At 74.4% G+C, this 23179-nt stretch carries 21 protein-coding genes; 13 read left to right on the top strand and 8 right to left on the bottom strand.

Annotated elements, in window-relative coordinates; all coding sequences use genetic code 11:
* The first annotated feature begins 20 nt into the window (after positions 1-20).
* The 4 genes from CG736_RS20100 to CG736_RS20085 all read left to right on the top strand — a co-directional run bounded on the left by CG736_RS20100 (position 21) and on the right by CG736_RS20085 (position 3481).
* Positions 21-299 carry a MoaD/ThiS family protein gene (locus CG736_RS20100; RefSeq protein WP_043915607.1) on the top strand — a complete coding sequence of 93 codons (279 nt, stop codon included), beginning with the start codon at positions 21-23 and terminating at the stop codon, positions 297-299.
* Positions 300-860: 561 nt separating this feature from the next.
* The gene (locus CG736_RS20095) at positions 861-1067 is read left to right on the top strand and encodes a cold-shock protein (RefSeq protein WP_014137493.1); all 207 of its coding nucleotides are present in this window, start codon (positions 861-863) and stop codon (positions 1065-1067) included.
* A gap of 320 nt (positions 1068-1387) precedes the next feature.
* Positions 1388-3010, top strand: coding sequence for a chaperonin GroEL (groL, locus tag CG736_RS20090; RefSeq protein WP_043915608.1), 1623 nt, complete (start codon positions 1388-1390; stop codon positions 3008-3010).
* A 111-nt stretch (positions 3011-3121) separates the two neighbouring features.
* Complete coding sequence (locus CG736_RS20085; RefSeq protein WP_100587567.1) at positions 3122-3481, top strand: hypothetical protein; 360 nt, start codon at positions 3122-3124, stop codon at positions 3479-3481.
* A gap of 22 nt (positions 3482-3503) precedes the next feature.
* Here CG736_RS20085 and CG736_RS20080 read toward each other — a convergent pair whose 3' ends face one another.
* On the bottom strand, positions 3504-4133 hold the full coding sequence (locus CG736_RS20080; RefSeq protein ID WP_100587643.1) for a hypothetical protein: 630 nt from the start codon (positions 4131-4133) through the stop codon (positions 3504-3506).
* Between the two features lie 138 nt (positions 4134-4271).
* Between CG736_RS20080 and CG736_RS20075 the strand changes: the two genes are divergently transcribed.
* The 5 genes from CG736_RS20075 (at position 4272) to CG736_RS20055 (ending at position 9811) form a co-directional block, all read left to right on the top strand.
* Complete coding sequence (locus CG736_RS20075) at positions 4272-4988, top strand: ABC transporter ATP-binding protein (RefSeq protein WP_043915610.1); 717 nt, start codon at positions 4272-4274, stop codon at positions 4986-4988.
* Positions 4985-7684 carry an FtsX-like permease family protein gene (locus CG736_RS20070; RefSeq protein ID WP_100587566.1) on the top strand — a complete coding sequence of 900 codons (2700 nt, stop codon included), beginning with the start codon at positions 4985-4987 and terminating at the stop codon, positions 7682-7684. The genes CG736_RS20075 and CG736_RS20070 overlap by 4 nt, the downstream gene beginning before the upstream one ends.
* A 25-nt stretch (positions 7685-7709) precedes the next feature.
* Positions 7710-8054 carry a PadR family transcriptional regulator gene (locus CG736_RS20065; protein ID WP_100587565.1) on the top strand — a complete coding sequence of 115 codons (345 nt, stop codon included), beginning with the start codon at positions 7710-7712 and terminating at the stop codon, positions 8052-8054.
* The gene (locus CG736_RS20060) at positions 8051-9010 is read left to right on the top strand and encodes a hypothetical protein (protein WP_100587564.1); all 960 of its coding nucleotides are present in this window, start codon (positions 8051-8053) and stop codon (positions 9008-9010) included. The genes CG736_RS20065 and CG736_RS20060 overlap by 4 nt, the downstream gene beginning before the upstream one ends.
* Positions 9011-9124: 114 nt before the next feature.
* Positions 9125-9811: a copper homeostasis protein CutC gene (locus tag CG736_RS20055; RefSeq protein ID WP_100587563.1), complete on the top strand. Its 687-nt coding sequence runs from the start codon at positions 9125-9127 to the stop codon at positions 9809-9811.
* An 18-nt stretch (positions 9812-9829) separates the two neighbouring features.
* On the opposite strand, the gene CG736_RS20050 is transcribed toward CG736_RS20055, so the two are convergent.
* Entirely contained in the window at positions 9830-11899 is a 2070-nt protein-coding gene (locus CG736_RS20050) for an AAA family ATPase (RefSeq protein WP_100587562.1), read from the bottom strand.
* A 311-nt stretch (positions 11900-12210) separates the two neighbouring features.
* Here CG736_RS20050 and CG736_RS36350 point away from each other — a divergent pair, with 311 nt between their 5' ends.
* Entirely contained in the window at positions 12211-12357 is a 147-nt protein-coding gene (locus tag CG736_RS36350) for a hypothetical protein (protein ID WP_157815659.1), read from the top strand.
* Positions 12358-12363: 6 nt separating this feature from the next.
* On the opposite strand, the gene CG736_RS20045 is transcribed toward CG736_RS36350, so the two are convergent.
* From CG736_RS20045 to CG736_RS20035, 3 genes are all read right to left on the bottom strand, one after another.
* On the bottom strand, positions 12364-13995 hold the full coding sequence (locus CG736_RS20045; protein WP_100587561.1) for a DNA repair helicase XPB: 1632 nt from the start codon (positions 13993-13995) through the stop codon (positions 12364-12366).
* A gap of 67 nt (positions 13996-14062) precedes the next feature.
* Positions 14063-15238: an acyltransferase gene (locus CG736_RS20040; RefSeq protein ID WP_157815658.1), complete on the bottom strand. Its 1176-nt coding sequence runs from the start codon at positions 15236-15238 to the stop codon at positions 14063-14065.
* Positions 15239-15353: 115 nt separating this feature from the next.
* Positions 15354-16955, bottom strand: coding sequence for a DUF2079 domain-containing protein (locus CG736_RS20035; RefSeq protein ID WP_232734078.1), 1602 nt, complete (start codon positions 16953-16955; stop codon positions 15354-15356).
* A 178-nt stretch (positions 16956-17133) separates the two neighbouring features.
* Here CG736_RS20035 and CG736_RS20030 point away from each other — a divergent pair, with 178 nt between their 5' ends.
* Complete coding sequence (locus CG736_RS20030) at positions 17134-17406, top strand: hypothetical protein (RefSeq protein ID WP_157815657.1); 273 nt, start codon at positions 17134-17136, stop codon at positions 17404-17406.
* Positions 17407-17582: 176 nt separating this feature from the next.
* Here the strand turns inward: CG736_RS20030 and CG736_RS20025 are convergent, their stop codons facing one another.
* On the bottom strand, positions 17583-20072 hold the full coding sequence (locus tag CG736_RS20025) for a helicase C-terminal domain-containing protein (RefSeq protein WP_100587557.1): 2490 nt from the start codon (positions 20070-20072) through the stop codon (positions 17583-17585).
* 173 nt (positions 20073-20245) lie between these two features.
* On the opposite strand from CG736_RS20025, the gene CG736_RS36345 reads away from it, so the two are divergent.
* A complete protein-coding gene (locus CG736_RS36345; protein ID WP_157815656.1) occupies positions 20246-21076 on the top strand; it encodes a hypothetical protein in 831 nt (276 codons plus the stop codon).
* 41 nt (positions 21077-21117) lie between these two features.
* Here CG736_RS36345 and CG736_RS20015 read toward each other — a convergent pair whose 3' ends face one another.
* Entirely contained in the window at positions 21118-22131 is a 1014-nt protein-coding gene (locus CG736_RS20015) for an ABC transporter substrate-binding protein (protein WP_100587556.1), read from the bottom strand.
* Positions 22132-22240: 109 nt separating this feature from the next.
* Here CG736_RS20015 and CG736_RS20010 point away from each other — a divergent pair, with 109 nt between their 5' ends.
* Positions 22241-22846: an HAD family hydrolase gene (locus CG736_RS20010; RefSeq protein ID WP_100587555.1), complete on the top strand. Its 606-nt coding sequence runs from the start codon at positions 22241-22243 to the stop codon at positions 22844-22846.
* 7 nt (positions 22847-22853) lie between these two features.
* Here CG736_RS20010 and CG736_RS20005 read toward each other — a convergent pair whose 3' ends face one another.
* Entirely contained in the window at positions 22854-23108 is a 255-nt protein-coding gene (locus CG736_RS20005) for a hypothetical protein (protein WP_100587554.1), read from the bottom strand.
* Between the last annotated feature and the right edge of the window lie 71 nt (positions 23109-23179).

Raw genomic sequence — 23179 nt, 5'->3', positions numbered from 1 at the left:
GTCTTCCTAGGAGTGCCCCCATGAGCGCCACCGTCCGCATCCCCACCATCCTCCGCACCTACACCGGCGGCGCCGCCGAGGTGACCGCCGAGGGCGCCACCCTGGCCGCCGTCGTCGCGGACCTGGAGGCCAACCACGCCGGCATCGCCGCCCGCCTGCTGGACGACACCGGCAAGCTGCGCCGCTTCGTGAACGTGTACGTCAACGACGACGACGTGCGCTTCGCCGACGGCCTGGAGACCGAGATCAAGGACGGCGCCTCGGTGTCGATCATTCCGGCGGTGGCCGGCGGCTGCTGACGCCGCCCCGGGTATTCGCCCTGCCGCCGTCAGGCCTCGGAATTCGATTTCCGAGCTGCCTGGCGGCGGCTCGGCACATCGGCCGAAGACGTTCGGGCAGCCGTGTTTACGGCCCGGTGGGTCGCTGGAATTCGGGGACCGGCGAAGGAGTAGAGTGCCGGGAGAGCCGTTCCCCGTCACGGCCCGTTCCAATCCTCGTTTTTCCCCGTTCGGCACCTCGCGCCGGCCCCGTCCCGTCCCGCGCTCTGAGACATGCGCCGGACCGTTCGCCGCTCGACCTGTCAGGCCGCCGTCATAATTCTTTCGGCGATTTGCGGTGACACGTCCGTTATGTCCGGTGGCTATTGTCGCGCCGTACACCTTTCGCCCCGTCATATCCCCTGCGGCGTACGCGATTTCCGTGAAATTAGGGCCTGTTGCAGAGGGCGCATATCCGGATACATTCAGCCGCGACAGAGGCTGCGCCGTGCGGGGGGGAGTCCCCACAGGCCGGTCTTCCAGACCTCCGGGTCCGCGTCCGCGGATCTCTGAAGGGCCAGCACAGCACAAGGGGAGTTCGGAATGGCTCAGGGCACCGTCAAGTGGTTCAACGCCGAGAAGGGCTACGGCTTCATCGCGGTCGACGGTGGAGCGGACGTGTTCGTCCACTACAGCGCGATCCAGATGGACGGCTACCGCACCCTGGAAGAGGGCCAGCGGGTCGAGTTCGAGATCTCGCAGGGTCAGAAGGGTCCGCAGGCCGACATGGTCCGCGCCGCCGGCGCCTGACGGCTCGGCAGACCGCACCCACGACAGTACGACCGGCAGGTCCGGCCCCGGCGCGACGCGTCCCGGGCCGGGCCTGTCGGCGTTCTCCGGCCCGGCCTGCGGGTTTCCCGGGAGGGCGGTCGGAGCACGCCGAATGGGCTTGCACTCGACACCCCCGAGTGCTAATCATTGGCGTTAGCACTCACAGCGTGAGAGTGACAACGGACCGGGCCGGTGAGGCCCCGGAAGCGGCGGGGACAGGACCCGCACCCTCCTGGGCCGTCCGTCGCGGGCACCCCCTTGGTCCGAGCAGTCGACCGTGTCCCGGAGGACCACTTCTAATGGCCAAGATCATTGCCTTTGACGAGGAAGCCCGCCGCGGCCTTGAGCGTGGCATGAACCAGCTTGCCGACGCCGTGAAGGTCACGCTCGGCCCCAAGGGTCGCAACGTCGTTCTGGAGAAGAAGTGGGGCGCCCCCACCATCACCAACGACGGTGTCTCCATCGCCAAGGAGATCGAGCTCGAGGACCCGTACGAGAAGATCGGCGCCGAGCTCGTCAAGGAGGTCGCCAAGAAGACCGACGACGTCGCGGGTGACGGCACCACCACCGCCACCGTGCTGGCCCAGGCGCTCGTCCGCGAGGGTCTGCGCAACGTCGCCGCCGGCGCCAACCCGATGGCCCTGAAGCGCGGCATCGAGAAGGCCGTCGTCGCCGTCTCCGACCAGCTGCTGGCCCAGGCCAAGGACGTGGAGACCAAGGAGCAGATCGCCTCCACCGCCTCCATCTCCGCTGCCGACACCCAGATCGGCGAGCTCATCGCCGAGGCCATGGACAAGGTCGGCAAGGAAGGCGTCATCACCGTCGAGGAGAGCAACACCTTCGGCCTGGAGCTCGAGCTCACCGAGGGCATGCGCTTCGACAAGGGCTACATCTCCGCCTACTTCGCCACCGACCTGGAGCGCATGGAGGCGAGCTTCGAGGACCCGTACATCCTCATCGCCAACTCCAAGATCTCCTCGGTCAAGGACCTCCTCCCGCTGCTGGAGAAGGTCATGCAGAGCGGCAAGCCGCTCGTCATCATCGCCGAGGACGTCGAGGGCGAGGCCCTCTCGACCCTGGTCGTGAACAAGATCCGCGGCACCTTCAAGTCCGTCGCCGTCAAGGCCCCGGGCTTCGGCGACCGCCGCAAGGCCATGCTGGGCGACATCGCCATCCTGACCGGCGGCACCGTGATCTCCGAGGAGGTCGGCCTCAAGCTCGAGAACGCCGGCGTCGACCTGCTGGGCACCGCCCGCAAGGTCGTCATCACCAAGGACGAGACCACCATCGTCGACGGCGGCGGCGACAGCGACCAGGTCGCCGGTCGGGTCAACCAGATCCGCGCCGAGATCGAGAACTCCGACTCGGACTACGACCGCGAGAAGCTCCAGGAGCGCCTCGCCAAGCTGGCCGGCGGCGTGGCCGTCATCAAGGCCGGCGCGGCCACCGAGGTCGAGCTCAAGGAGCGCAAGCACCGCATCGAGGACGCGGTGCGCAACGCCAAGGCCGCCGTCGAGGAGGGCATCGTCGCCGGTGGTGGCGTCGCCCTGCTGCAGGCCGGTGTCGCGTTCGAGAAGCTGGAGCTGGACGGCGACGAGGCCACCGGCGCCAACATCGTCCGCGTGGCCCTGGAGGCCCCGATCAAGCAGATCGCCACCAACGCCGGTCTTGAGGGCGGCGTCGTGGTCGAGAAGGTCCGCAACCTGCCCGCCGGCCACGGCCTGAACGCCGCGACCAACGAGTACGTCGACCTGATCGCCTCCGGCATCATCGACCCCGCCAAGGTCACCCGCTCCGCCCTGCAGAACGCCGCCTCCATCGCGGCGCTGTTCCTCACCACCGAGGCCGTCATCGCCGACAAGCCGGAGAAGGCCGCCGCGGCCGCCGGCGGCGGCATGCCGGGCGGTGACATGGACTTCTGATCCGACCCCTCCGGTTGGTTCAGCCAGTCTCACGCCGTGAGGGCGGTCTCCTTCGGGAGGCCGCCCTCACGGCGTTTCCGGCTCCCGGCGGTGCTTTGGGACAATGGGCGGATGGCCGCTCCCGAGATCGAATCCGCCCTGCACAGTGCCCGCGCGCTGATCCTCGCCGACCTCACCGCACGGGACGTCGCCGACGCCGCGATCGTCTCGCTGGTCGAGGACGCCGTCACCCACCGCCGCTGGTGGCTCGAACAGTGGCCCGACGGCCGCGAGTTCGTCCTCGGCCTGATCGCCCAGGACGTCCAGGACGCGCTGCTGGAGTCGTACGGGCGGTGGCCGCTCTGTTCCGCGTGCGCGGCGGAGGACGACGACCCGCACGCGCTGAGCGTCGAACCGGAACTGGGGGCGGACCCGCACTGGGTGTGCGGCAAGAAGGGCGTCGTCGTCGCGGCGGTCGGCGAGCTCGCCTGAGGACCGGCCGGGGAGAGCACCGCTATGGCGCCAGCGCCCTGAGTTCCGCCTGCATGTTCGCCCGGGCCTGGGTGTCGTAGCGTTCGTGGGCCTCGGCGGTGCGGTAGAGGGCGGGGAGGGCGAGGAGGTGGTGGAGGATCTCGGTGCGGCCCTCGCGGAAGGCGTCCGGGGGGACGAAGGCGTATTCGTCGCGGATGGCGGCGGTGTAGGCCGCGTAGTGGTCGGGGGGTGAGCCGAGGACGGCGAGGTCGGCGTCGCAGAGGACTTCGCCGTTGTGGTCGCCGGGCGCCGGGTGGTGGGTGACGGTGAGTCGGATCAGGCGGGCGACCTCGTGGACCAGGGGTTCGGGCAGGCCCGCCTCGCGGAGGGCGCGGCAGGCGAGGGCGGCGCTGCGCTCCTCGTTCTCGGAGCGGTCGGGCCGGTAGACGGCGTCGTGGAACCAGGCGGCCAGTCGGACGGCGTCCGGGTCCTCGGCGTGGCCGGCGAGTTCGTCGATCCGGTCGAGGACGGCCCGCAGGTGGTCGGTGGTGTGGTAGCGGCGCTGCGGTTCGGCCCAGCGGGCGAGCAGGTCGCGGGCGTACGGCTCCGGGTCGACGGTGGCGCCGCAGCGGGTGAGCAGGGCGTGCCAGCGCTCGGACAGCGATGCGGTCATGACGGTCATTCTGCTCCCTGGCGGATGTGATCCACACTATATGTAGTTCACCGACTTATGACGCAGACTTGAGTAGTCGTCGTGCGGAGGCTATACATACTCGGTATGCAAGACGTTCCGCTGTTCCGAGGGGGAGCCATGACCGGATCGAGTGCGCAGGCCGTGCTGCGCCTGGAGGGAGTCGGCCGGGTGCACGGCCGGGGCGAGGCCGAGGTGCACGCCCTTCACCCGATCGACCTGGAGGTGCGGGCCGGGGAGTTCCTGGCCGTGATGGGGCCGTCCGGCTCGGGGAAGTCCACGCTGCTCGCGCTGGCCGGGGGCCTGGACCGCCCGTCGGTCGGCCGGGTGCTGGTCGAGGGCGCCCCGCTGGAGGGCCTGAGCCGGGCGCGGCTGGCCGATGTGCGGCGCCGGTCGGTCGGCTACGTGTTCCAGTCGTACAACCTGATCCCGTCCCTGACGGCGGCGGAGAACATCGCGCTGCCGCGGGAGTTGGACGGCGTGCCGGCCCGCAAGGCCCGCGCGGAGGCGCTCGTCGCGCTGGAGGAGATGGGCATCGCCCACCTCGCCGACCGCTTCCCGGAGGACATGTCCGGCGGCCAGCAGCAGCGGGTCGCCATCGGCCGGGCGCTGGCGGGCGAGCGCCGGCTGGTGCTCGCCGACGAGCCGACCGGCGCGCTCGACTCTGCGACCGGCGAAGCCGTGCTGCAGGTACTGCGTGCGCGCTGCGACGCCGGGGCCGCCGCCATGATGGTCACGCACGACGCCACCCATGCGGCCTGGGCGGACCGGGTGGTGTTCCTCCGGGACGGCCGGATCGTCCGCGAGGCGGCGCAGCGCACCGGGGCCGGCCGATGAGCGCCTGGCGGGCGGTGCTGCGGATGGCGCGCCGCGACGCCCTGCGGGCCAAGGGCCGCAGCGCCCTGGTGGTCGCGATGATCGCGTTGCCGGTGCTGGGCGCGACCGGCGTGGACGTGGTGCACCGCAGCGGTCAACTCACCGCCGTCGAACGCGCGGACCGGCTGATGGGCCGCGCCGACGCGCTGGTCGGCGCCTACGATCCGGGCCGGAGCGTCGAGCAGTCGGTGTTCCCGGCCGACGGCGTCCGCACCCTGCCGCAGCGCCCGGGCTCCGAGACGCCCGAGCAGAAGCGCGCCGCCACCACCGAACCGGCCGCGCTGCTCGGTGAGTTGCTCCCGAAAGGCAGCACTCTGACGCCCGCCCGCACCGGCCCGGTCGCGGCCGTGCAGACCCGCGACGGCCTGGCCCCCGTCGACACCTTCGAGGCCGACCTGGCCGGCGACCTCTGGCAGGGCCGGCTGAACCTGGTCTCCGGCCGGGCCCCCGCCGCCGCCCACGAGGCCGCCGCCACCCGGGCGTTCCTGGCCGACACCGGCCTGCGGATCGGCGACCGGGTCACCGTCCGCGGCCTGGAGTCGACCCCGTTCACACTGACCGGCGCCGTGGAGAGTCCCGGCGAGCTGAACAAGTCCGAACTGATCGCCCGACCCGGCGAGTTGTACCAGCAGCTGGACGCCGCCCAGGTGGTCGCCGGGCTCGCCCCGCAGAGCCCGGGCGCCGAGCAGGCCGCCGCGAAGAAGGCCGCCTGGCTGGTCCGACTGCCCGCGGGGGCGAGCCTCGGCTGGGACCAGGTCCGCGAACTCAACCGCTACGGCTACACGCTGGCGAGCCGCCAGGTCGCCGCCCACCCGCCCGCCGACGCGCTGGCCCGGCAGGAGGAGGTCGGCGCCGAGGACGCCCGCGAACGCCGCATGATGACGGTCGCCACCACCGCCGCGATGGCCCTGCTGGAGGTCGCGCTGCTGGCCGGCCCCGCCTTCGCGGTCGGCGCCCGGCGGGCCCGCCGCCAGCTCGCCCTGCTCGGCGCGGCCGGCGGCCGCCCCGGACACGTCCGGGCCGTGGTGCTCGGCGGCGGCCTGGTGCTCGGCGCGGCCGGCGCGGTGCTCGGCGCCGTGGTCGGCGCCGCCCTGGTCGCCGTGCTGCGCACCCGGATCGAGGAGTGGGGCGGCAGCCGGTTCGGCCAGCTCGCCCTGCGCCCGTCCGACCTCGCGGCGATCGCCGCCGTCGGCATGCTCACCGCCCTGCTGGCGGCGCTGCTGCCCGCCCTGCAGGCCGGCCGCCGCGAGGTGCTCGACGGCCTGACGGACCGTGACCCGGTGCGCCGCTCCGCCCGCTGGACGCCGCTGCTCGGCCTGGCCGCCGTGCTGGTCGGCGCCGCGCTCGCGCTGTACGGCGCGGTGGTCGCCCCGACCGGCGGGATGCCGGTGCTCGCCGGACTGTCGACCCGCACCCTGTCGGTGCTGACCGGCGCGACGCTCGCCGAACTCGGCCTGCTGCTGTTCACCCCGCTGCTGCTCGCCCTGCTCGGCCGACTCGCCCGCCTGCTGCCGGTCGGCCCGCGGCTCGCGCTGCGCGACGCCGCCCGGCACCGCTCCCGCACCGGCCCCGCGGTCGCCGCCGTGCTCGCCGCCGTCGCCGGCGCCGTCGCGGTCGGCGTGCACACCGCCGGCGCCGAGGCCCAGGACCGCGCCTCCTACCGGCTGGAACAGCCCGTCGGCGCCGTCCGGATCACCCTGCACGGCGACGCCGACGTCATGCCCCAGCTGCGCACCGCCGTGGTCCAGGACCTGCCGGACCTCGGCGAGCGGGCCGACCTGTACGAGGCGCAGTACGTCTTCTGCGAGGGCTGCTCCAGCGTGGTGTCCGCGGAGGGCGGGCCGCGCTACGGCCAGACCGTGACCGGGCCGGCCGTGGTCGGCGACACCCAGGTGCTGCACAACCTGCTGGCGCTGCGCGACCGCACCGCCGAGGAGGCGCTGCTCGCCGGGAAGGCCGTGGTCACCGACCCGTCCTACCTGCACGACGGCAAGGCGGTGCTGCGGATGCAGGGCAACGGCATGGAGGTCAGGAAGGTCACGGTCGACGCCGTCCTGGTCGACCGGCCCGTCGGGCAGCGCTACGCGCCGGTGGTGGTCGCCCCCGCGACGATCCGCGGCCTCGGCCTGCAGGTCGTGCCGGCCGGGGCGGTCTGGCTGCCCACCGCGCCGGTCGCCGACCGGGCCGAGCAGCGGGCCGCGGCCACCGTCGCCCGGCTCGCCCCGCACTCGGAGTTCGGGGTGGAGCGCGGGTACCGGCCGCAGGACAGCGTGGTGCAGGTCGCGCTCAGCGGCTTCGCCGCCCTGGTGGTGCTCGGCGCGGCCGTGGTCTCCACCGCGCTGGCCGCCGCCGACGCCCGCCGCGAACGCGTCCTGCTGTCCGCGATCGGCGCCCGGCCGCGCACCCGGCGCACCGTCGCCGGCCTGCAGGCCGGACTGATCGCCCTGCTCGGCGGTCTGCTCGGCACCGTCAGCGGCTTCGTCCCCGCGTACGCCCTGCTGCGCTCCCGGGTGGCCGGGATGACAGGCGCGCCCGCCGTGCTGAATCCTGCCGACATCCCGTGGGCCACCATCGCCCTGCTCGCCCTGGCGCTGCCGGTGGTGGCGGGCCTGCTCGGCGCGCTGCGCCGGGACGACCCCGCGGGATGGCGCGGATAAGCAGGTCGGCGATATATGTAGTCGTATGACTGAACGCGCCATGCAGGAACCCACCCTGCTGCTGCTCACCGCCCTCGCGGACGCCCCCCGGCACGGATACGCGCTGATCCAGGAGGTCGACGCGATCTCCGGGGGGCGGGTGAAGCTCCGCACCGGAACCCTGTACGGCGCACTCGACCGGCTGCTCCAGCAGGGCCTGATCGAGGTCGCCGCCGAGGAGATCGTCGACGGCCGGGCCCGCCGCACCTACGCCCTCACCGGCGCCGGCCGGGACGTCCTGGCCACCGAGGCCGAACGGCTGCGCGCCGTCGCCGCCGAGGCGCAGCGCCGCCTCGGCGGCGCCGTCCGTCCCCGGGGGGCCACCGCATGAACGTCGCCCTGCGCACCGCCCTCGCGCTCTACCCGGCCCGCTACCGCCGCGACCGGGGCGCCGAACTGGCCGAGGTGTTCGCCGACACCACCGCCGGCTCCGGCCGCCTCGCCACCGCCCGCGAAGCCCTCGACCTCGCCGCGTACGGCCTGCGGCTGCGCACCGGCCTGACCGACATCGCGCTCCCCGGCCGACTGCTGGCCGCCGCCGCCCCGCTGCTGACCGGCGCCCTGCTCGGCCTCGCCGTCCTGCCCGGCGTCGGCGACTGGCGGGAGTACACGCTCACTCGCGCCGCCCGCTCCGGGACCGACCTGCCCTGGCCCCGACTGGTCGAGAACATCGCCGTCCTGGGCCTCGCTGTCATCCCGCTGCTGCTGGTCGCCGCCGCCGCGCTCGGCGCCTGGCGGGCCGTCCGACTCCTGGGCACCGTGGTGGCGCTGCTCGGCGCCGTCCGGATCGGGCACGCCGCGCTGAGCCTGCCGCCCAGCGGGGTGTGGAGCGGCTGGTTCTTCGCCTACGAGACCACCGCCCTGGTGCCCTACCTGCTGGGCGGTCTGATGCTGGCCGTCGCCCCGGCCCGCCCGGCCGATGCGCACGGCCGGACCGACCGGCTGCTGATCCTGGCCGGCGCGGCCGCCGGCTTCGCGGTGACCCGCGCCCAGGGCGGCTACGACACCCGCAACCTGATGGACGGCTGGTGGCCGGTCGCGCTGCTGCTGATCCCGCTGCTGCTGGTGCTGTTCGCCGCCCGCGACCGGCTGCTGCCCGCCGCGCTCGGCCTCGCCCTGCTGCCGCTGACCGCCGGCTTCAGCCTGTTCTCGCTCTGGGAGCAACTCGGCGGCGTGTGGCGGGCCGCCCCCTGGGCGCTCGGCACCGCGACGGTGCTGCTGCTGGGGTACCGGCTGCTCGGATCCGCCCGTCCGACGCGGCGTCAGGCGGCGTCCCTGATGGGCTGAACGGGGGCTTGACCGGGCGAACGGGACACCAGCGGGGCGCGAACGGAGGAGGACGCGGGGCCGAACGGTCGAGGGGGGTCGCTCGCGGCGGGTCGATGTGGCAGGCTATCGGATATGTCTAGACCAATGTTCGAAGTGATCGCGCTGACCCCCCAGGACGCCAGGGCCGCCGAGTCGGGCGGCGCGGACCGCCTCGAACTGGTCACCGACATGGCCGCCGACGGGCTCACCCCCACCGTCCGGGACTTCGCCGCGATCCGCACCGCCGTCGACCTGCCGCTGCGCGTCATGCTCCGCATCCGCGACGGCTTCACCCCCGGCGACCTCGACCTGCTGCTGGCCCGGACCGCCGCGCTGCGCGCCGAGGGCGCCGAGGAATTCGTCTTCGGCTTCCTCACCCCCGACGGCGCCGTCGACCTCGACGCGACCCGCGCCGTCGCCGACGCCGTCACCGGCTGCCACTGGACCTTCCACCGGGCCATCGACCACAGCGCCGACCGCTCCGACGTCCGCGCCGCCGTCGCCGACCTGCCGGGGCTCGACACCTTCCTCACCTCCGGCGCCGCGGCCGGCGTGGACGCCGGCCGGGAAGTCCTCCTCGGTGAACTCGCCAAGTCCGGCGAACCCGGCTACCGCCAGCAGATCCTGGTCGGCGGCGGCCTCCGCGCCGAACACGTCCCCGAGCTCCGGGCCGCGGGCTTCGACGCCTTCCACATCGGCGGAGCGGTTCGCCTGGGCGGCTGGGCCGGGGCGGTGGACGCGGCGATGGTCGAGGAGTGGCGCACCCTGATCGGAACGTGAGCCATCGGGGGCGGACCCTTACCCCAACTCTTCCGGCAGCGGCTCCGTGTGGAGCACCGTCAGCCCCGAGACCGCGCGGGTCAGGGAGACGTAGAGGCGGCGCAGGCCGGTGCGGTGGTCGGGTTCGCCGGTGATGATGGCGGCGGGTTCGTCGAGGACGACGTAGTCGTATTCGAGGCCCTTGGCGAGGGTGGCGGGGACCAGGGTCAGCCGGGCGTCGGCCGTGGTCTCGGTGCCGGGGGCGAGGTGGGGGAGCCCGGCGGCTTCGAGCATCTCGGCGAGGACGGGGATGCGGGCGTCCGCCGCGATCAGGCCGACGGAGCCTTCGTGGCGGAGGGCGTCGTGGCAGGCGGCGAGGACGGCGCCGTCCCGCCCGGAGGGCACCTGGCGGACGGTCAGCGAGCCGGGCGCGTCACGGACGGACGTCGCGGGGGCCAGGCCGGGGGCGATCGCCGGGAGGAGGCGGGAGGCGTAGGCGATGACCTCGCCGGGGACGCGGAAGCCCTGGGTGAGCTCCTCGATGTGGGCGCCGTCCTTGCCGAGGTGGTGCAGGGCCTCCTGCCAGCTGCCGGTGGCCCACGGGGTGGTGCCCTGCGCCAGGTCGCCGAGGACGGTCGCGGAGCCGGTGGTGCAGCGGCGGCCGATGGCGCGGTACTGCATGGGGGAGAGGTCCTGGGCCTCGTCGACGACCACGTGGCCGAGCGAGGCGGTGCGGTGGACCAGGTCGGTGGTCTCGTCGATCAGGACGGCGTCGGCGGCGGACCACGGCGCGGTGCGGGCGGAGCGCGGCGGCTTGGACCACAGGACGAGGGCCTGCTCGTCGGCGTCGAGGAGGCCGTCCGCGGCGGCGGCCAGGAACTCGGCGTCGGACAGCAGGCGGTGGACCAGTTTGACCGGGTCGACGGCCGGCCAGCAGGCCTTGACGGCGGCCTTCACGGCGGCGTTGCGGGCCACCGCGTCCTGGACGCGGTCGTCGGGGGCCTCGCCGCCCTGTTCCATCTTGACCAGCACGGCGTGCGCGATCCGCTGCGGGAGGGCCTCGGCGGCAGCCCCGTAGCGGATGTCGCGGTCCATCAACTCGCGGACGATCTCTTCGAGTTCGTAGGCGGGCACCCGCCAGCGGCGGGAGCCGCGGACCACCACGCAGGGTTCGGTGGGCAGGGTGATCCCGGACCGCACCGCGTTGCGCAGGACCTGGGCCATCCGGGCGTCGCCCTTGATCCGGGCGGTGTCGGCGGCGTCGGCGCCGCGGACCTCGACGTGCCCGACGAGCTCCTGCACGGTGGCCTGCGCGACGTCCAACTCGCCGAGGGCGGGCAGGACCTGCTCGATGTACTGGAGGAAGGACCGGTTCGGGCCGACCACCAGGGTGCCGGTGCGGGCGAGCCGCTCGCGGTGCGCGTACAGCAGGTAGGCGACACGGTGCAGGCCGACGGCGGTCTTCCCGGTGCCGGGGGCGCCCTGGACGCAGACGGTGCCGGTGATGTCGGCGCGGACGATCTCGTCCTGCTCGGGCTGGATGGTGGCGACGATGTCGCGCATCGGGCCGACGCGGGGCTTCTCGATCTCGGCGGCGAGGAGTGCGGAGCGCGTGTCGCCCTCGTCCGGGTCGGACAGGTTCTCGTCCTCGTAGGCCGTCAACTCGCCGCCGGTGTAGCCGAATCGACGGCGCTTGGCGACGTCCATCGGGTCCTTGCGGCTGGCCCGGTAGAACGGCTGGGAGACCGGGGCGCGCCAGTCGATCACCATCGGGTCGCCGTCGGCGTCGTGGACGTGCCGGCGGCCGATGTAGAACTGCTCGCCGCCGCTGCCCTCGGAGTCGGCCTCGCTGATCGTGTGCAGGTAGTCCAGACGGCCGAAGAACAGCGGGGTGTGCGCGAGGTCGGCGAGTGCCTTGATGCGTTCGTCGACCTGCTTCTGCAGCACCAGCGCGGACACCCAGGTGCCGGTGACGTCGCGCAGGTCGAGTGCCTCGACGTCCTCGCGCATCGCCTTCAGGGCGGCGCGGGAGGCGGCCAGGTGGGAGCGTTCGCGGCCCAGCGGGTCGGTGTCGGCGGCGAACGCGTCGGTGGAGGTGGGGGAGTGCACGGCGGACCTTCCCGGCCGCCCGGCATCCTCGGGCGGCGGACTCGTCTTGGCTCACGGTGAAGGACACCGGCCGGTTTCCGAGCGGCCGGCACCTCCCACGGCTGCCGAGGCGGCACCACGGTTCGGGAGGGGCAGACGGACGATCCTAGACCCGCCGCCGCCCGGGTGCGAATCCTTTTCCCGGGGGCGCCCCTGGGGGATCACCCCCGGACGGGCGTAGGGGTCGCTACACCTGGAGGACGACCGGCGGCCCGACAGGTACGGCCTTCCGGTTGATGCCCGGGGCCGGCCCGCGAACCTACCGTGGAGACATGACGAACACACGCATGAACCCGCAGCTGGGCGGCGCCCCGGAGCGCCGCCGCAACCCGGTCGCCGCCGCCGTCCGAAACGTCGGCATCGTGCTCGACACCGCCGCGCGCGTGCTCTTCCTCGGGCGCGACGGCGTCAAGCTGTAGCCGCTCCTACAGGTCGTCGGCGTCGACGATCCGGTACGCGTAGCCCTGCTCGGCCAGGAACCGCTGGCGGTGCGCCGCGAAGTCCTGGTCGACGGTGTCCCGGGCGACCACCGAGTAGAAGTGCGCCGCGTGCCCGTCCGCCTTCGGACGCAGCACCCGGCCCAGCCGCTGCGCCTCCTCCTGGCGGGAGCCGAACGTGCCCGACACCTGGATGGCCACGGTGGCCTCCGGCAGGTCGATCGAGAAGTTCGCGACCTTGGAGACCACCAGCACGCCGATCTCCTTCGACCGGAACGCCTCGAACAGCTTCTCGCGCTGCGCGTTCGAGGTCTCGCCCTTGATCACCGGGGCGTTCAGCGCCTCGCCCAACTCGTCCAGCTGGTCGATGTACTGACCGATGACCAGGGTCTGGTCGCCCTGGTGCTTCTCGACCAGCCGCTCCACCACCCGGCGCTTGGTCGCCGTGGTCGAACAGAACCGGTACTTCTCCTCCGGCTCGGCGGTCGCGTACATCAGCCGCTCCGAGTCGGAGAGCGTCACCCGCACCTCGCAGCAGTCGGCGGGCGCGATGTAGCCCTGCGCCTCGATCTCCTTCCACGGGGCGTCGAACCGCTTCGGGCCGATCAGCGAGAACACGTCGCCCTCCCGGCCGTCCTCGCGCACCAGCGTCGCGGTCAGGCCGAGCCGGCGGCGGGCCTGCAGGTCGGCGGTGAACTTGAACACCGGCGCGGGCAGCAGGTGCACCTCGTCGTAGACCACCAGGCCCCAGTTGCGGGCGTCGAACAGCTCCAGGTGCGGGTAGACGCCCTTCCGCTTGGTGGTCATCACCTGGTACGTGGCGATGGTGACCGGGCGGATCTCCTTGCGGGTGCCGCTGTACTCGCCGATCTCGTCCTCGGTCAGCGAGGTCCGCTTGACCAGCTCGTGCTTCCACTGCCGGGCCGAGACGGTGTTGGTCACCAGGATCAGCGTGGTCGACTTGGCCTCCGCCATCGCCGCCGCGCCCACCAGCGTCTTGCCGGCGCCGCACGGCAGCACCACGACCCCGGAGCCGCCGTGCCAGAAGCCGTCCACGGCGTGCCGCTGGTACGGGCGCAGCTCCCAGCCGTCCTCCTCCAGGTGGATCGGGTGCGCCTCGCCGTCCACGTACCCCGCGTGGTCCTCGGCCGGCCAGCCCAGCTTCAGCAGCACCTGCTTGATCTGGCCGCGCTCCGACGGGTGCACCACCACCGTGTCCGGGTCCACCCGGGCCCCGACCAGCGGCGCGATCTTCTTCGACCGCAGCACCTCCTCCAGCACCGGCCGGTCCGTGGTGGACAGCACCAGCCCGTGCACCGGGTGCTTCTGCAGCTGCAGCCGCCCGTACCGGGCCATGGTGTCCGCCACGTCGACCAGCAGCGCGTGCGGCACCGGGTAGCGCGAGTACGTCACCAGCGCGTCCACCACCTGCTCGGCGTCGTGCCCCGCCGCCCGTGCGTTCCACAGGCCGAGCGGCGTCACCCGGTAGGTGTGGATGTGCTCCGGCGCGCGCTCCAACTCGGCGAACGGCGCGATCACCCGCCGGCACTCCGCCGCCTGCGGATGGTCGATCTCCAACAGCAGCGTCTTGTCGCTCTGCACGATCAGCGGTCCGTTCACGCCTGTGCATCCCCTTCCGCGCGGGCCAAACCTCCAGTGTGCCGCATCGGCGGGCGGTCGTGCCGTGCTACCGCGCCCCGGGGTCGCGTCCGGACCAGGGGCGCAGCAGCAGCCGGCGGCCGGGGACCTCGACGAGGGTGTGCAGGAGCCAGGCCACCGCCAGCGAGACCGCGAAGGCGGTGCAGGACACCAGCAGGCCGGTCGGCCACGGTTCCTTGGGGTGCGGGCGGAACAGGCTCTCGCCGGTCCGGATGACCAGGATGTGCACCATGTAGAAGGCGAAGGAGAGTTCGCCCAGCCGCACGGCGAGGCGCCCGCGCCAGGGCGAGGGCTCGCCGCGCAGGTCGGCCGTCGCGGCGGCGGGGATCAGCAGGGCGAATCCGATCACCGTGCAGGCGGCGTAGCGGTAGAGGTAGTCCGCCTGCGAGGCCATGAAGTAGCCGCCCACGGTCAGGGCGAGCGAGACGGTGAGCCCGGGGCCCTGCCACCGGTCGGCCCGGACGAGTTCGGCCAGCGCGATGCCGAGCAGGAACTCGGGCAGCCGGGCGAGCGGGAAGTAGTAGACCGCCCAACCGGCGTCCACCGGGTGCAGCCAGCCGTCGACCAGCATCGGCATGGTGATCACCAGGGCCGTCGAGACGGCCGCGAGGACCGCGCTGCCGCGCCAGCCCGTGGCCCGCAGCGGGCGGACGATCAGCGGGAACAGCAGGTAGAAGAACGCCTCGCAGGCGAGCGACCAGCTGACCGGGTTGGCGCTCTGGTAGAAGCTCACGTCCTGCGGCCAGGACTGCACCAGGAACAGGTTCGCGAACAGCTGCCGGGTCTCCGGCACCGTCCCGGCGGCCAGGAAGTACGCCATCGCCAGCGCGAGCAGCGCCGTGGCGAGGTGCAGCGGGTAGACCCGCGCCAAGCGGCGCCGCCAGAACCGGACGACCCCGCCGCTGCCCGGCGGCGTCGACCAGGCGAGCACGAACCCGGAGAGCACGAAGAAGAACGACACCCCGGTGTTCCCGGCCCCGAAGGCGAAGCCCAGCGTGCCGCCGATCCGGCCGCCGAAGTACTCAACGATCCACACGTGGAACAGGAAGACCATCAGCGCGGCCGTCCACCGCAGACCGGTCAGCGAGGGCAGCGGGACCGGCCCGCCGCCCGGCCCGGGGCCCGGTGCGGCCGCGCCCCGGCGCGGCAGCGGAATGCCGTGGGTTCCGGTGGCCGGGCCGGATACGGGATCTGTCGTCGACACGCTGCAAAGTAGCACGCGCGCCCGGCCGGATTCCGCCCCCCTTCCGCATCCCGGACACGACCCGAAATGCGAAGGCGCGCCGCACAGTTGAGCAGCCGTCGGGCCGGCCGGGCGGTCAGCCGAGGAAGAAGTTGTGGCCGACGTCCGGCGGGATGATCTCCTGGTACGGGGTGGAGCCGGGCCCGGGCAGGTGGGCGCCGGGGACGGGGTCGGTGCCGGTGTGCCGGAGCAGCGTGACGCCGTCCTGGTCGAAGAGCTCCTGGTAGCCGTGGGCCAGCAGGAAGGCGCGGTACTCGGCCTGCTCCGGGTCGCGCTGGAACGGGAAGGCGCGCTGCGTGTAGCGCAGGATCACGTACTCCTGGCCGCGCGGGGTGCCGTCGGCCAGCATCACGTGGGTGCGGTTGGTCAGGCGCGGCGCGACCTGGTTGTCGGCCTCCACGGTGGCGCCGTCCGGGATCAGCTTCGCCGCGCGGGCCAGCGCCGCCGTCGACGGCTTGGGCTGCCACTCGTACGGGACCGCCAGGTGGTAGACGCCGAGCGCGGCGGACGCGGCGAGCGAGAGGACGGCGGCGGTTGCGCCCAGCCGGCGGACCTGCCGGAAGTGGCCGCGGGCCCACAGGACGCCCAGGGTCTCGATCGCGGCGGTCACCAGGATCGGCCACAGGAACGCGTCGTAGTGCCGGGCGATCGACCAGTGGTTCGGGTTGTCGGACAGGATCCGCTCCGCCAGCAGCGGCAGCGCGACCAGCGAGGTCGCCGAGCGCAGCGGCAGCGCCGCCGTGGTGAGCAGCAGCCAGCCGAGCAGCATCGGCTTCAGCGGGCTGGAGAACGCCGACTCCACCAGCAGCCACGGATCGCCGAGCACGTGCCGCAGCGCCTGGCCGCCGTCCGCGCCGAGCTGGCTGTAGTTCCAGTAGTAGCCGGGCACGCCGCCCATCGCCGGAATCAACCAGCCGATCTCCACCGCGCTCGCCAGCGGCCCGCCCACCAGCAGCGCCCAGCCGAGCACCTTCGCCCACCGGTCCGTGCCGCCGCGCTCGCGCCACAGCAGCACCGCGCCGAACATGCCGACCGCGAGCCCCAGGTCCTCCTTGGTCGCGCACAGCAGCAGCGCCGCCAGTGCCGCCCCCGCCCAGCGCCGCGCCCCCGCCCGCTCGAACAGCAGCAGGAACAGCGGAACGGCGAACCCCACCTCGTGGAACCCGCTGCGCGAGGAGATCAGCAGCGGCCAGCCCAGGCCGTACACCAGCGCCGCGCCGTCCAGCACCCGGGTGCGGACCCGCGCGTCGGCGCCGGCGAACGCCCGGCTCGCGATCCGGCGCACCAGCGGGACGCCCGCCGCGAACAGCGCCGCCTGCCCGACCAGCAGCATCCGCGGGTCGTCCCACACCCAGTACAGCGGGGCGAGCAGCGCCAGCACCGGCGAGAAGTGGTCGCCCAGCAGCGAGAAGCCCGGCGGGAACTCGTGGTGGACGCTCTTCAGCGTCGACACCGGCAGCCCGAAGTGCGCGTAGCCGCGCACGCCCTGGTCGAAGATGCCCAGGTCGAAGCCGCCCAGCTGGAGCGAGGTCCACTGCTGGACGCCGAGCGCCAGGCAGACCGCGAAGCTCAGCACGGTGAACAGGACGGTACGGCGGCGGCGGGTCAGCCGGAACCCGGACGTGCGGTCCGTCGCCGAATGGGCGACCGGGGGCTGCAGAGCGGGGGAAGTGGTCACGGCTCCGGTCCTGTCGCGGGCCGGTGAAGGCCCGATTCCGCGCGGGTGGACCCTGCCACCCCGGCCGTTCGGCAGTCTAACCGCCGCCCGCGGGGTGCTCCTGCGGATCATCCGACCGGAACCCGGCGTCCCGCGGCAGTGACCGTCGGGCGGCCGGCTCGTTGGGCAGGCCATGACCATGCGCAACCGATTCCTGGCCGGCCTCGCGCTCTCCGGCGCGGCCCTCGCCACCACCCTCGGCGCGGCGCCGGCCCACGCCGCCGACGAGACCCCGGCCCTCGACCAGGTGGCGGACGTCGGCCAGCCCGGCGGCCTGCTCGGCACCCTCGTCTTCACCGGCACCGGCCTGCTGACGGGCGTCGAGCCGAAGATGCCGGACCCGCACGCGATCATGGAACAGGCGAAGAAGCAGAAGGCCGAGGAGGACGCGAAGCAGCACGCCGGCAAGTAGGCGGCCGTGTCCCGGAACGCCTCCGGCCCGCCAGGGCCGGGGGAGAACTGCGCGAAGCGGAAGGCGTCCAGCCGCAGGATCGCGGCGCGGGACAGCGGCCTGCCCGTGGTCGCGACCGTGCGGACGGACGTGCGCTCGTTGCTCGCGCAGCCCCCGTGCCCCCGGTCGTGCGGCTCCTAGTCGTCGACCTCGGCCACACCGGTGATGCGGTGCAGCGCGAACGTCCGGACTTCGTCGGAGAGGTGGTCGTAGGCCGTGACGAACCCGCCCTCGACCTTGACCGGGTCGATGACGCGCTGCGAGGAGAGCCCCTCCGCGTTGATGTAGCCGATCCACATGCGCTCGCCGAGCAGGACGGCGGTCTGCAGGGAGGCGAGGGTGTCGGCGGCGGCGGTGCGCGGGACGGCCGCGCCCGCGGGGCCGGCGACGGTGTCCTTGCGCGGGGCGGTCGCGGCCCGGTCGCCGGCCCGGACGGCGCGGACCGCCGCGGCCAGCAGGACGTCGTCGGGGCGGGCCGGACCGTCGGGCACGGGAACGGGCGCGGTGCGCGGCGGAGTGCGGCGGGCGTCGGGGCGGGTGATCACCACGTCGCCCTCGGCGGACTCCGCGGCGGGCGCGTACCCCATCGTGCGCAGCACGGCGAGCAGTGTGTCCGGCGGGGCCTGCGCGGCCAGCACGGTCGGGGCGAGCAGCCGCAGCCGCAGCTCCGCGGCGCGCCGGTCGGCGAGCACCTCGCCGAGCAGCCGGGGGTCGTCGCAGCGCAGGTAGGACGAGGCCGCGCCGACCCGCAGGACGCCGTGCCGGCGGGCGACGTCGTCGATCAGGTAGGCCAGCGGCTGCGGGACGGGCGTACGGGAGTGCTGCGCCAGGAAGCCCTGCAGGTCGGCGGCGGTGCGCCCGGCGTCGAGGGCGCGGCGGACGGACTCCGGGGTGAAGCGGTAGACGGTCGCGCCGCCCTTGGACTCGATGTCGGCGCAGAGCGCGAGCGCCTGGGCGAGCGGGGTGAGCAGCGGGCCGGGGGCGATCGCCGTCAGGTCGGGCTGCAGGATGACGTGGTCGAGGGGTTCGGGCAGCAGCGGGGCGAGCACCGGCGTCGGGTCGGCGCCGGCGAGCAGCGCGCGGGCGGGGGCGGCGAGCGCGCCGCGGCCGGTGACGCCGAGCAGCTCGGCCTCGTGCAGCGTCCAGCCGGTGAGCGTCTCGCGCAGGTCGTGGCCGTCCGGGCCGACGGGGCCGCCGCGCAGCGGGCGGTGCCAGCGCAGGACGGGCAGCAGCGCGTCGGCGCCGGCGGCGGCGCCCGGGGGCAGCTCGGCGAGCCGGGTGAGGGTGGCGCGGCGGACGGACGGGGCCAGCGTGCGGTCGAGCTCGGGGCCGAGCGCGGCGCGCGGCCGGCCCTTGCCGTCGGGGGTGCCGGTCAGCCGGCCGACCCGGGTGGCGGCGAGCCAGGCGCGGGCCAGCAGCGTCCAGCGGTCGGCGGTGTCCTGCTGCCGCCACTGGTCGTACGCGGGCGTCGGGGCCCACACCTCGTCGATCTCGCCGTCGGGGGCCAACAGGCCCGAGGTCCAGGCGAGTTCGAGCCAGAACGCGGCGTCCGACTCGGAGCTCTCCAGCAGCTGGGCGGCACGCTTGAGGTCGCGGACGCCCAGCCCGCCGGCCCGCAGCGTGGGCGGCGGGGTGAGGCCCCAGGCTTCGAGCAGCTCCTCCAGCATCCGGACGGCGGCGGCGGCCTGCCCGGCGGCGGTGCGGTCGACCGTCGCGGGGTCGCGCTCGACGACGGGCGCGACGGCGGGCGGGGCGGGTTCGACGGCGCGATGCGTACGGCCGCCGCGCAGGTGCAGGGCGAGTTCGCGCGGCAGCACCACCGAGGTGGGGCTGGACGGCAGCAGCAGACCGCGGGCCAGCAGCCACTCGACGGGGCTGTGCGCCTCCGCGGCGGTGACCTGCCGGGCGGCGTCCGGGACGGTGCCGGTCGGCGGCCCCCAGACCAGGCGCTCCAGCAGTCCGACGGCGGCGGGCGGAGCCTGGCCGAGCAGTGCGGCCAGGCGCTTGCGGTCGCCCAGCAGCGCGGTGAGCGCGGCGACGGCGGTGACCGGGTCGGGAGTGGCCGGCAGCCCGGCGCCGGCCAGCAGGTGCTGGAGGCGGGCCGGCGACATCCCGACGGTGGCCTCGGCGAGCGTCGGACCGAGACCGGTGCGGCCCGGGTTGGCGGCGCTCGGGGCGAGCGCCTCACGGACGGCGAGGACCAGGCGCAACGACGAGTCCGGCCCCCAGACCAGGGCCTGTTCGCGCAGCCGGGCCAGCGCGCCCGGCAGCGCGGCCGTGACGGCGGCACGGTCCACCGGGTCCGCGCCGGAGTGCGGCTTGACCCGGGCCGGCCCGGCCAGCAGGTTGCGCACCGCGGTGTCGGACGCGCCCTCGGGGGCGGCGGCCAACGCCTCCGCCGTCTGCAGGGTGAAGCGGTCGAGCCGCTCCAGCGCCCGCAGCACGGACGCCCGGCTGGACAGCCGGGCGGACAGCTGGGTGAGGTCGGTCGGCACCGGGTTGAGCAGATCGGGACGGGCCCGGAGCAGCGCGGCGACAGCGTCGTCCTCCCGGCCGCGGAGTTCCTCGGCCAGCGTGCGGGGGGCGCCTGCGCGGGTGGCGCGCGGTGCGCTCTGCGGTGCGCTCATCCGGTCCAGCCTAGTCAACGCCCCCGTCCGAGGCCCAGAACGGGGGAAGAACTCCCGGCGAAACTGCCCGAGGGGGCATCGACGACCACCGGCCGGGGCTCGCTTCGAGCGGGTGCGGATGGGTACCGTCTCGGTGCGGCGGGACGTACGACGTGAGGGCGGGTGGCGGGGCGATGGCGGGCGGCTCGTGGTGGCGCGAGGGCGGGTCGGCGGACGGCTCGGACAGCGGGGAGAGCGTGTACGTGCCCGCTCCGCCGCCGGAACAGCCGGCCGTCCCACCGGAGCCGAGCGTGCCGCCGGCCCGGCAGCCCGTCGACTTCGGCAAACCGGCGGTCCCCCCGGTCGGGTTCGACCTGCCGCCCGGGCCGTCCCCCGCCGAGGTGGACCGGGCCGCACAGTGGGCCGAGGGGCGCGGCCGCGCCGACGTCACCTCGGTGTTCCCCGGCTGGACGGAGGTCTACTTCGACCTGCCGGCGGAAGAACCGGAACCGGAGCCGAAGGCCGCACCCGAACCGGACCCGGAGCCCGAGCCCGAACCGGAACCCCCGGCCCCGGAGCCGCGCCCGGGCCTCGCGGCGCGAGCGCTGCGCGCCCTGTTCGGCCGACCGCAGCCGACCCCCGAACCCGCCCCGGAGGCCCCGGCCGCCGCCGGCGGGGCCCGGCGGCCCGCGCCGCTGCTGCTGCTCGGCGCGGTGGTGCTGATCGGCGGCGCGGCGACCGGCTCCCTGCTGGCGATGCTGCTCGGCTGGGGCCTGGCCTACCTGTCGAGCGGACTGTCCGACCTGCTGAAGAAGTTCGCCGTCCTGGGCATCCCGCTGATCACCGTCGCCGGACTGACGGTGTGGAACTGGGGCCGCGAGAAGGGCCGCTGGGGCACCGCCCTGAGCCCCGGCACCGACGCCGGCCACGCCACCTGGGCGGCCGCCCCGGGCGTCCTGCGAGTGGCGGCCGTACTGACGGCACTGTTCCTGCTGGCGATGACGCTGCGCCGCCGCAAGGCCTAGCGGCCGGCGCGAGAGACCGACGGGCGGGCGCTCGCTGCCGCCTAGGCCGCGCCGAGGAGGTGGAGGAGGTCGGCGATCAGGAAGTGGGCGCCGGTGTAGCCGATGCCCTGGAACCAGAGTTGGTCGTTCACGGGGAAGGCTCGGTGGGCGCGGACGGCTCCGAGGGCGGCCCAGGCGGGGGAGGCGAGGGCGGCGTTGAGGCCGTTGGCGTCGGAGTCGCCGTAGCCGGAGTAGAGGAGCAGGTCGCCGTCGGCGTGGGCGAGTTGGTCGGGGGCGGCCTCGACGGTGAACTGGTCGGTGTTCTGCGGGTCGGGCCGGGGCAGGCCGAGGTCGGTGAGGACGCTGCCGGGGAAGTTCTGGCGGGCGTACAGGCGGACGGTGGGGGAGCCCTCGACGAACCGGACCAGGCTGATGTGCTGCCCGGCGAGGCCGGCGGAGTCGAGTGCCCGGGTGGCCTGGCCGAGGTGGCGGGCGTAGGCGGCGACCACGGCGGCGGCCTGTTCGTGGCGGTCCAGGGCGGCGGCGTGCAGTTGGAAGTTCTCCTTCCAGGGCGCGCCGGTGGTCTGGGTGAGCACGGTGGGGGCGAGGCCGCGCAGGACGTCCAGGTGGGCGGCGTCGCGGGTGCGGTTGGAGAGGATCAGCTGCGGGTGCAGGCGGGTGATCGCGGCCGGGTTCGGCGGGGCGGCGATGTCGCCGACGACGGAGATCCGGGCCCGCCAGGAGTCCGGCCAGTAGTCGGGCAGGCCGGGGTCGAGCGGGGCCTTGGCGGCGCCGACCGGCGGGATGCCGAGGGTGATCGCGGAGTCGAGCTCGGCGGTGTCCAGGGCGATCACCCGGGTCGCCCCGCCGGGGACGGCCACCGGCCCGTCCGCGCCGTTGACGGTGACGCTCGGCGTCGGGCTGGGGGTGGGGGAGGGCGGCGGCGCCCCGGAGGCGGTCTGCGGCAGGGACGGCCCGGCGGGCAGCTCGGCGGGCAGTTCGGGCGGGCCGCAGCCGGTGAGCAGGACGGCGCCCAGCCCGGCGAGGGCGGCACGGCGGGAGAGCGGGGGCGGCACCTGGGACCTCCGGCTCCGGTGGCACGGTCGGACTCCAGCAGTATGTCCGCAATGTGGTCGTCCGTCCGGCTTTTCCGGCGGGAAACCGGGGCTGGTTAGGCTGGGTGGCATGGCTCTGACCGTCGGCTTCGACCTCGACATGACCCTCCTCGACACCCGTCCGGGCATCAAGGACACCTACGACGTGCTCTCCGCGGAGACCGGCACCTTCATCGACTCGGAGCTGGCGGTGAGCCGGCTCGGGCCGCCGCTCACGCAGGAGCTGGGGTACTGGTTCCCGCCGGAGCGGCTGGACGCGGTGGTCGCCCGCTACCGGGAGCTGTACGTGGAGCACGCGGTGCCGGGGTCGCTGGAGCTGCCCGGCGCGCTGGCGGCGGTCGCGGCGGTGCGGGCGGTCGGCGGCCGGGTGCTGGTGATCACCGGCAAGTGGGAGCCGAACGCGCGCCGGCACCTGGACGGCATCGGGCTGGAGGTCGACGTGCTGCTCGGCGACCTGTGGGCGGAGGGCAAGGGCGAGGCGCTGCGCGCGCACGGCGCGGACGTGTACGTCGGCGACCACCTGGGCGACATCCGGGGCGCCCGGGCCGCCGACGCCGTCGCGGTGGGCGTGGCCACCGGCCCGTACAGCGCCGCCGAACTGGCCGCGGCGGGCGCGGACGTGGTGCTGCGCGACCTCACCGAGTTCCCCGACTGGCTCTCCGCCCACCTGGGCTGACGGCGCGTCAGGCGTTCGCGGCGGCCTCCCGGGCGGCGCGCCGGCGGCGGGACTCGGTGCGCGCGGTGGTGAACAGTCCGGTCAGCGCGACCAGCAGGCCCAGCGGCATCAGCATGGACAGCCCCCACGCGATGGACGGCAGCCGCGGCAGGTCGAGGAAGAGCGGCACCATCGTCGCGATGGTGGCGAGGGTGCCGAGGACGAACACCACACCGCCGACGCGGACCAGGGTCTCACCGGCATCGCGGGACTGACGGGTCACTTCTGCACTCCTTCACGCGGACTTTGTGCCAGTTTCCCACGTACGCCCCCGCCGATCGGCGGGGGCGCGGC

Origin of the sequence: Kitasatospora sp. CB02891, from assembly GCF_002803145.1 — a bacterium.
GTDB lineage: Bacteria > Actinomycetota > Actinomycetes > Streptomycetales > Streptomycetaceae > Kitasatospora > Kitasatospora griseola.
The sequence above is the reverse complement of the archived record's forward strand: the minus strand, read 5'-3'. Positions and strand labels throughout refer to the sequence as shown.